At 41.7% G+C, this 8557-nt stretch carries 6 protein-coding genes and 1 tRNA gene; 4 read left to right on the top strand and 3 right to left on the bottom strand.

The window, feature by feature from the left end; genetic code table 11:
• Positions 1-701 precede the first annotated feature (701 nt).
• A complete protein-coding gene (locus tag BXY_RS15050) occupies positions 702-2159 on the bottom strand; it encodes an aminoacyl-histidine dipeptidase (protein WP_008642083.1) in 1458 nt (485 codons plus the stop codon).
• Between the two features lie 121 nt (positions 2160-2280).
• Positions 2281-3267 (bottom strand): lysylphosphatidylglycerol synthase transmembrane domain-containing protein, encoded by a 987-nt coding sequence (locus BXY_RS15045; RefSeq protein ID WP_004315816.1) that lies wholly within the window; start codon positions 3265-3267, stop codon positions 2281-2283.
• 116 nt (positions 3268-3383) lie between these two features.
• On the opposite strand from BXY_RS15045, the gene rsmA reads away from it, so the two are divergent.
• The 3 genes from rsmA to BXY_RS15030 all read left to right on the top strand — a co-directional run bounded on the left by rsmA (position 3384) and on the right by BXY_RS15030 (position 7524).
• Positions 3384-4184, top strand: a complete 801-nt coding sequence (gene rsmA / locus BXY_RS15040) for a 16S rRNA (adenine(1518)-N(6)/adenine(1519)-N(6))-dimethyltransferase RsmA (RefSeq protein WP_004312093.1) — start codon at positions 3384-3386, stop codon at positions 4182-4184.
• Positions 4185-4245: 61 nt separating this feature from the next.
• Positions 4246-5586 (top strand): magnesium transporter, encoded by a 1341-nt coding sequence (gene mgtE / locus BXY_RS15035; RefSeq protein ID WP_004312092.1) that lies wholly within the window; start codon positions 4246-4248, stop codon positions 5584-5586.
• Between the two features lie 84 nt (positions 5587-5670).
• Positions 5671-7524: a DUF349 domain-containing protein gene (locus BXY_RS15030; protein WP_015532350.1), complete on the top strand. Its 1854-nt coding sequence runs from the start codon at positions 5671-5673 to the stop codon at positions 7522-7524.
• Positions 7525-7861: 337 nt separating this feature from the next.
• Here BXY_RS15030 and BXY_RS15025 read toward each other — a convergent pair.
• Positions 7862-7932, bottom strand: a tRNA-Gln gene (locus BXY_RS15025).
• 264 nt (positions 7933-8196) lie between these two features.
• On the opposite strand from BXY_RS15025, the gene rsfS reads away from it, so the two are divergent.
• Complete coding sequence (gene rsfS, locus BXY_RS15020) at positions 8197-8556, top strand: ribosome silencing factor (protein ID WP_004310984.1); 360 nt, start codon at positions 8197-8199, stop codon at positions 8554-8556.
• The last annotated feature ends 1 nt before the right edge of the window (position 8557 follow it).

Genomic DNA, 8557 nt, shown 5'->3' with positions numbered 1-8557 from the left:
TATGAGGATTACACGTCAAAATTATGCCCACAACCGTAAGTCATAAACCAAATTCACCTCTGTGTCCTCCGTGTCCTCTGTGGTGAAAACATGAGTTAAATGCTCCTTCATTTTATTCCCCGCCTCACCCTATATCTCTTTTATATAGAAAAGTGGGGATATCGTCTTTAATAACGTATCCCCACTCTAAACCTAGTTAATGTACTCTTTCTCATTTCTCAATTCTGTACCCCCATGAAAGCATTTCATTACGACCTACTTCACTAAGGATTTTTCTAACTAAAGAACTCATTTTCTTTGCCATAATCTTTAAAACTTTAAATTACTAATTCCTGAAAACTAAAAAATAAAACTTACTTGTTTGGTTTAGCATTAATTGTTGAATATCCCCAAACATGTACATCGGCTTCGCCGATCTTTCTAAACAATCTTTTTAAACTTTTCATTTTGTTATCCTCTTAATTACATGTTTTATAACACAAAAATACGGTCTTTGTTTATACATTGGTCTAAAAAAGAGAGAAATTTATGTTTTATAGCATATTTCTTGATTTGCATCAATTAATTTATTTGTTATGAAATAAAATTGTAATATAGCCTGCAACAAATATGACAAAAAGGCACGGATGAAATCTCATCCGTGCCTTCTCTATAAATACCTATTATATAATAGGAGAATATTTACATAATAAAGAATACGCTTATTTCAGTGGAGTTTGTTCTAAAGTAGCCACCAGGAAGTCGTAGAACTTCCGTACAGTAGGAATCAAAGCTCTTTCGTCCGGTGAGTGCGGTGAACGCAAAGTCGGGCCAAAAGAAATCATATCCAATCCCGGAATAATAGCACCGATAATACCACATTCCAAGCCTGCGTGGATTACTTTCACTGCAGGCTCTACACCGAACTGCTGCTTATAAGAGGCCTTCATCGCATGCAAAATCGGAGAATTAACATCAGGCTGCCAACCGGAATATCCACCAGTCATTTCCACCTTCATACCTGCCATAGAGAAACAAGACTCCAAGCTGGTAGTCAGATATTCCTTCATGCTATCACTCGAGCTGCGAGCCAGAATCTTAATGGCTGCTTTTCCTTCACCAATCGTAATAATAGCAAGATTGGAAGAAGTCTCTACCGTATCCGGAACAGTAGGAATCATACGGGTCACACCGTTCTGACAAGCAAAGATTGCATCAATCAGATTGTCCTGAATCTCTTCAGGCACTTGACCCGAAGGAAGTTCCACACGTTCAGCCGTAAAGCTGATCGGTGTTTCAATTGCCGAATATTCTTCATTGAACAGATCTTCGCAGTATTTCACCAAGCCCAATAGCTCTTCTTCATTTTCAGCCGGAATGGTAATAACCGCATGTGCTTCACGTGGAATAGCATTACGCATATTACCACCTTCCCAGCTAGCCAAACGGGCTTCATAGCTGGCAACCGCTTCACGAACGAAACGAACCAGCAACTTATTGGCATTAGCGCGTCCTTCATTGATTTCCAATCCCGAATGTCCGCCACGTAATCCTTTCAATGTAACTTTCACTGCGATATCTCCTTCTTCGGGAGCTACTTCTTTATATTCTAAAGTTGCAGTTACATCCATACCCCCGGCACAACCAATATACAATTCGCCTTCATCTTCCGAATCCAGATTCAAAAGAATCTCTCCGTTCAGTGTACCCGGTTTCAAGCCGAATGCACCATACATACCGGTTTCTTCGTCTTTCGTGATAAGAGCTTCCAAAGGACCGTGTTTCAGGTCTTTTGCTTCCAACACGGCCATAATAGCAGCTACACCCAGTCCGTTGTCTGCGCCCAAAGTAGTGCCTTTTGCTTTTACCCAGTCACCGTCTATAAAAGTTTCAATCGGATCTTTTTCAAAATCGTGTACAGTATCGTTGTTCTTCTGCGGAACCATATCCATGTGCGCCTGAAGAATCACACCTTTCCGGTTTTCCATACCCGGAGTGGCAGGTTTACGGATAATCACATTACCTGCTTCGTCTACAAAAGACTCCAGCCCCAGCTCTTTTCCGAAACCTAAAAGAAATGCTGTAATCTTTTCCATGTGTCCTGACGGACGGGGAATCTGTGTCAACGAATAAAAATGCTTCCACACGTTCTGTGGAGCTAAAGAAAGAATGGTACTCATAATAAATATTTTAAAACTATTTTAAATCTGATAATTAAACAGTGCCAAGTTATGGAAAAGTTTTCAGATGACAAAGGAGGTTGGCAAAAACATGTAAGAATATACACTTTTAGCTAAAAATTTACGCCCGATGTCTATTGGTGAACGGCAGAGCAGCCAAGCCGTACACACCCAATAAAACAACCAAAAAGGTTTGAATACCGTGTACAATCAGGGCAAATATTCCGGCATCCGTCACGTTTACTCCATAAAGCATCATCATAGAAATGATGGCAAAATGCCAGGGTCCCGCTCCGTTAGGGGTAGGCACAATTACGGCAAACGTGCCGCCAACAAACATGACCAATGCCGCAAGGATACCCAAATGTGCCGTAAAGGCAAAGCAATAGAATGTAAAATAGAAATGGAGAAAGTAACAAGCCCAAATAGCCAGTGTATAAAAAATAAAGAGGGGAATGTTGCGCACGCCTTTTAAAGACATAATTCCTTCCCATATATTCAATACAAATCCTTTCACCCGTTCATAGAAGAACAACGTTTTTCTTAAATAATAAAGAAGTATCACCACACCAATAAAACAAAACAGAATGATATAAAACCATACCGAAGTCAAAAGGTGGACTAATGAAGGGATTTTCGTTCCGGTCTGCTGAAGGAAAGTGACGAATATCGGTAATTGGAGCAATACAGTGATGCCTGTGATGAGGAGAATAGTCAACGTATCGACCAACCGCTCCGTAACGACTGTTCCCAACGACTTGGCAAACGAGACATTATCATATTTCGCCAACACTCCGCAACGGCTCACCTCCCCGATCCGGGGAACCACCAGACTGGCAGCGTATGAAATGAAGATAGCATTCACGCAATCGCTCTTTTTCGGGAAAGCGTCCAACGGTTCCAATGTTTGTCTCCACCGCCAACCACGAAAGACTTGCGCAAACACTCCGAACAATAACGAGAAGAGCATCCACCACCAATTTGTACCGTGTAACAACACATCGCCCGCTTTTGTAAAATCAAAGTCGCGATATACCCAGAATAAGATAAAGCCGCCTAAAACAACCGGTAATATCAGTTTCAGCGTCTTTTTTAATAGTTTCTTCATCCTTAATTCTTCATTAGCTTCGCTGACACATCATTTATTTTTTAATAAATAGTGGTACGTTCTTCATTTAAAAGAATTACCTTTGTCAGCTGCAAAAGTAATTATTTAGTTGGTAAATGAAATTAGTAAAGCCTAAAAAGTTTCTCGGACAACACTTTCTGAAAGATCTGAAAGTTGCGCAAGATATTGCCGATACAGTCGATACCTTCCCCGAACTGCCTATTTTAGAGGTGGGGCCGGGTATGGGAGTATTGACCCAGTTTCTAGTAAAGAAAGACCGATTGGTAAAGGTCGTAGAAGTTGACTATGAGTCGGTTGCTTATCTTCGCGAAGCCTATCCGTCACTGGAAGACCACATCATTGAGGATGACTTCTTGAAAATGAATCTTCACCGGTTGTTCGACGGGAAGCCTTTCGTACTGACTGGTAATTACCCGTATAATATTTCCAGCCAAATCTTTTTCAAGATGCTGGACAACAAAGATATCGTCCCCTGTTGCACGGGAATGATTCAAAAAGAGGTAGCCGAACGTATTGCAGCCGGACCGGGCAGCAAGACATACGGTATCCTTAGCGTATTGATACAGGCATGGTATAAAGTGGAATATTTGTTCACTGTCAGCGAACACGTGTTCAATCCGCCTCCCAAAGTGAAAAGTGCTGTTATCCGTATGACACGCAACGAGACTAAAGAGTTGGGATGCGACGAAAAACTGTTCAAGCAAGTAGTGAAAACGACCTTCAACCAGCGACGGAAAACATTGCGCAACTCTATCAAACCTATTTTAGGCAAAGATTGTCCGCTCACGGAGGACATCTTATTTAATAAACGCCCGGAACAACTATCGGTAGCCGAATTTATCGATCTGACCAATAAAGTGGAAGAAGCACTAAAGACAGCCGGCAACGCCCAATAATTGGCGGGCAACAGTGAGCAGAGAACTGGATTTTGTAATTCGTAATTTGTAATTGACAACGATGAACGAGGAATACATTGACAACGTTAAACACCTTATTGAGCAAAAAGACGCCGACAAGGTAAAAGGTCTTCTCATCGACCTCCATCCGGCCGACATCGCCGAATTGTGCAATGACCTGAATGCGGAAGAGGCTAAGTTCGTCTATCGCCTGCTCGATAACGAAATTGCCGCCGACGTGCTTGTCGAAATGGACGAAGATGCTCGTAAAGAGCTGCTCGAAATGCTTCCTTCGGAGACAATCGCCAAACGCTTCGTTGACTACATGGACACGGATGATGCCGTAGACCTGATGCGTGAACTCGATGAAGACAAGCAGGAAGAGGTTCTTTCGCACATCGAGGACATCGAACAGGCAGGAGACATCGTCGACTTGTTGAAATACGACGAAAATACCGCCGGTGGTTTGATGGGTACGGAAATGGTACTCGTCAACGAAAACTGGAGTATGCCCGAATGTCTGAAAGAGATGCGGCAACAGGCGGAAGAGCTGGACGAAATCTATTATGTATATGTCATCGACGACGACGAACGTCTGCGAGGTATCTTCCCGCTCAAAAAGATGATTACTTCCCCTTCTGTATCCAAAGTGAAACACGTGATGCAGAAAGATCCGATTTCGGTACACGTAGATACTCCCATTGACGAGGTAGTACAGGCGATTGAGAAGTACGACTTGGTGGCTATCCCCGTTGTCGACAGTATCGGTCGGCTTGTGGGACAAATCACCGTCGACGACGTCATGGATGAAGTCCGTGAGCAGTCGGAACGTGACTACCAGTTGGCATCCGGTCTTTCGCAGGACGTAGAAACGGACGACAATGTATTGAGACAGACCACTGCCCGCCTCCCCTGGTTATTAATCGGTATGATCGGCGGAATCGGCAACTCTATGATATTGGGTAATTTCGACTCCACCTTTGCTGCCCATCCCGAAATGGCACTGTACATCCCGCTAATCGGTGGTACAGGAGGAAATGTCGGAACACAATCTTCGGCAATCATCGTACAGGGTTTGGCAAACAGCTCGCTGGACGCTAAAAATACCTTCAAGCAGATTACCAAGGAATCGGTAGTAGCTTTAATTAATGCCACTATTATCTCCTTATTAGTATACACCTACAACTTTATCAGGTTCGGCGCAACGGCTACGGTCACCTATTCCGTATCCATCAGCCTGTTTGCCGTGGTAATGTTCGCTTCTATTTTCGGGACACTGGTACCGATGACATTGGAGAAGTTCAAAATCGATCCAGCCATTGCAACAGGTCCGTTTATAGCCATTACAAATGACATCATCGGAATGATGTTGTACATGGGAATAACCGTTTTATTGTCATAAAAACACGATAAACAAAAAAAATAAGCAAAATAGTATGAAGTAATCGTTTTATTTCATTAATTTGTGACCCAAAACTAATATACAATGATGGACGCTCATGACACTAATCAACCCTTGAACCAAGGGGAATTAGAAGAAGAAAAGAAAACAGTCGAGGTTTCTGAAGCTATTACAGAGACTCCGGCTGAAGATGTTACTGCCGAAGTTCAACCTGAAGCAGCTCCTAAACCTGCCACTAAGGAAGATGTACTAAACCAGCTAAAAGAGCTTGCGCAAGACGCTGAAAATGCGAACAAGCAGGAAATTGACAATCTGAAACAATCATTCTACAAGTTACATAATGCCGAGTTGGAAGCTGCTAAGGTACAGTTTACAGACAGCGGTGGAAACATTGAAGATTTTGTTGCCGAAGAGGACCCGACGGAAGAAGAATTCAAACGCCTGATGGGGGTTATCAAGGAAAAACGCAGCAAACAGGTTGCCGAGCTGGAACGCCAAAAGGAAGAAAACCTGCAAGTGAAACTTTCCATTATTGAAGAACTGAAAGAATTGGTGGAATCCGGAGATGACGCCAACAAATCTTATACGGAGTTCAAGAAGCTGCAACAGCAATGGAATGATACGAAACTGGTGCCGCAAGGTAAAGTGAATGAACTTTGGAAAAACTATCAATTATATGTAGAGAAGTTCTACGATTTATTGAAACTGAACAATGAATTCCGCGAATATGACTTCAAAAAGAATCTGGAAATCAAAACGCATCTCTGCGAAGCTGCCGAAAAGTTGGCTGACGAGGAAGATGTTGTTTCCGCTTTCCACCAACTTCAGAAGTTGCATCAGGAGTTCCGCGATACAGGTCCGGTAGCCAAAGAACTGCGTGATGAAATCTGGAATCGGTTTAAAGCAGCTTCTACCGCTGTCAACCGCCGCCATCAGCAGCACTTCGAATCGCTGAAAGAAGCCGAACAGCATAATTTGGATCAAAAGACCGTCATCTGCGAAATCGTTGAAGCGATTGAGTATGATGAACTGAAAACATTCTCTGCCTGGGAAAACAAGACCCAGGAAGTGATTGCCCTGCAAAACAAATGGAAAACTATCGGTTTTGCGCCGCAAAAGATGAATGTGAAGATCTTCGAGCGTTTCCGCCATGCCTGCGATGATTTCTTCAAGAAGAAAGGAGAATTCTTCAAAAGTCTGAAAGAAGGAATGAACGAGAATCTGGAAAAGAAAAAAGCGCTCTGCGAAAAAGCGGAAGCCTTGAAAGATAGTACAGACTGGAAAGTAACTGCCGATGCACTGACCAAACTTCAAAAAGAATGGAAGACCATCGGACCGGTTGCAAAAAAACACTCGGATGCTATCTGGAAACGGTTTATCACAGCTTGCGACTACTTCTTCGAACAAAAGAACAAAGCTACTTCTTCACAACGTTCTGTAGAAACAGAGAATATGGAAAAGAAGAAAGCATTGATCGAGAAGTTATCCGCTATTGATGAAAGCATGGATACCGAAGAAGCAAGTACCTTGGTTCGGGATTTAATGAAAGAGTGGAACTCTATCGGTCATGTGCCGTTCAAAGAAAAAGATAAGTTATACAAGCAGTATCACGGAATCATCGATCAGCTATTCGACCGCTTTAACATCAATGCTTCCAACAAGAAGTTAAGTAACTTCCGTTCGAATATCAGCAATATCCAGGGAAGCGGTACTCAATCTCTGTACAGAGAACGCGAAAAGCTGGTACGTACTTATGAGAATATGAAGAATGAGCTTCAGACTTATGAGAACAATCTGGGCTTCCTGACTTCTACTTCTAAGAAAGGCAGCAGCCTGTTGACTGAATTGAACCGCAAGGTAGATAAGTTGAAAGCAGACTTGGAACTGGTATTACAAAAGATCAAAGTAATCGATGAATCAATAAAAGCAGAAGAATAAGAGTTCTGCCCGATTTAGAAAAATTAGAAACAGGTTTTATACTCACTTGAGCTATAAAACCTGTTTTTCTTTTCTACTAAACAAGACGACAGCCAGTTTAAGGATTTATTCTTTATCAATCAACTTCACGGCTTTTCATAAGATTAGCGTTTTTCGGACTATCAACGTGCATTTGTGTCACCGAATTTGCCACCGAGGAACTGTTTTTAAAACTTCCAGTGACCTATAATGTGACCTCTTGATGGTGAGAAGTTTAGAGACACATACTGTTAAACATGCAAAAAAGCCGTTATTACCTAGTAATAACGGCTTTTAGCTTATTTTGTCTTATAAATTGTTGGGCTACCTGGATTCGAACCAGGAATGACAGGACCAGAATCTGTAGTGTTACCATTACACCATAGCCCAATGATTTTCGTTTGCGGGTGCAAAGATACAAATATTTTGGGAATTCAAAACAAATCCGATATTTTTTTTGCAAAAATGTCCAAATAAGCTTTCCAAACAAAAGTATCTCCACTAAAAAACACAAAAATTGAGGGATAACTTTCTTGTATCCAATAAATCAGCGTATATTTGTCAAAAATATCACGTTTATTATCAGAAACAAAGGGTCACCTTTTTTTGTTATAAACAAATAGAGAACATGAATTATTAATCCCAATTACAGGAATGAACGATACTAAAGTATTAATTGAAAAAATAAAAGAAGGAATTCAAGAGAAAAAAGGTAAAAAGATAGTCGTTGCCGATTTAACCAGCATAGAAGATACCATCTGTAAATATTTCGTTATCTGTCAGGGAAATTCTCCCAGTCAAGTGAGTGCAATAGTAGATTCAATCAAGGAATTTACACGCAAAGGTGCGGACAGCAAGCCTTATGCAATCGACGGACTCCGAAATGCAGAATGGGTAGCTATGGACTATGCCGATGTATTGGTACACGTTTTTTTGCCGGAGACAAGAGCTTTTTATAATCTTGAGCACCTCTGGGCAGATGCCAAACTTACTCAAATCCCCGATCTAGACTAAT

The organism is Bacteroides xylanisolvens XB1A (assembly GCF_000210075.1).
Classification (GTDB): Bacteria; Bacteroidota; Bacteroidia; order Bacteroidales; family Bacteroidaceae; genus Bacteroides; species Bacteroides xylanisolvens.
This window is presented reverse-complemented; position numbering and strand designations above follow the sequence as displayed.

Coding starts and splice junctions, on each gene's coding strand:
- BXY_RS15050 (WP_008642083.1), bottom strand. CDS start 2,159: ATGAGTACCATTCTTTCTTTAGCTCCACAGAACGTGTGGAAGCATTTT.
- BXY_RS15045 (WP_004315816.1), bottom strand. CDS start 3,267: ATGAAGAAACTATTAAAAAAGACGCTGAAACTGATATTACCGGTTGTT.
- rsmA (WP_004312093.1), top strand. CDS start 3,384: ATGAAATTAGTAAAGCCTAAAAAGTTTCTCGGACAACACTTTCTGAAA.
- mgtE (WP_004312092.1), top strand. CDS start 4,246: ATGAACGAGGAATACATTGACAACGTTAAACACCTTATTGAGCAAAAA.
- BXY_RS15030 (WP_015532350.1), top strand. CDS start 5,671: ATGATGGACGCTCATGACACTAATCAACCCTTGAACCAAGGGGAATTA.
- rsfS (WP_004310984.1), top strand. CDS start 8,197: ATGAACGATACTAAAGTATTAATTGAAAAAATAAAAGAAGGAATTCAA.